The sequence below is a fragment of the Vibrio sp. 2033 genome, assembly GCF_033339735.1.
Genome location: NZ_JAWOVC010000660.1, coordinates 1 through 559 on the forward strand (window position 1 = coordinate 1; position 559 = coordinate 559).

The 559-nt window shown below is 43.5% G+C and carries 1 protein-coding gene; it reads left to right on the forward strand.

Translation table 11 applies throughout. The annotated features are described in order from the left end of the window. Positions 1 to 559, forward strand: a 559-nt coding sequence (locus R7P74_RS28350; protein ID WP_318124018.1) for a Wzy polymerase domain-containing protein, incomplete at both ends; no start/stop codon positions are given.

Genomic DNA, 559 nt, shown 5'->3' on the forward strand with positions numbered 1-559 from the left:
TTTACATAGGATTTATCAAGCCAAACGTGGCACACGCCTAGCGTTGCTCGCGTTATTCATTCCTATCGTACTTCACTCTCAGTTGGAATATCCGTTTTATCACTCTCTCGTGCACTGGCTGATTTTCATCATTTTGCTGTATTGGGTCGACCAGCGTGTCTCGCGCTATCGCCAAGTTGGGTTTAGCAAAGTGACCAAAAGTCTACTGCGCGTTTTTAGCTTGGTAATTCCGGCCGTGTTTACCTTCTATATGGTGAGCGCACTACACACGAACTACATTCTGACGAAGTTCGAAACTACGCGACCAACTAACCCTGATATTTTGAATCAGGTAAGTAACCCGGTCGTATGGAAAGACAGATTTGACTGGGACGTTTACAGTACCTTTTTGAATATTGGTCTGTACAAGCAAGATCCAAGTTTGATTCAACCTTATATTGATTGGTCATTGCAGATCATTAAAGATAAGCCACGCCCTGCGTTCTACAATAACTTGATCTTGGCTTATCAAGGACTGGATGACAGCAGTAAAGCAGAACAAATTCGTGCTGAGGCTCAA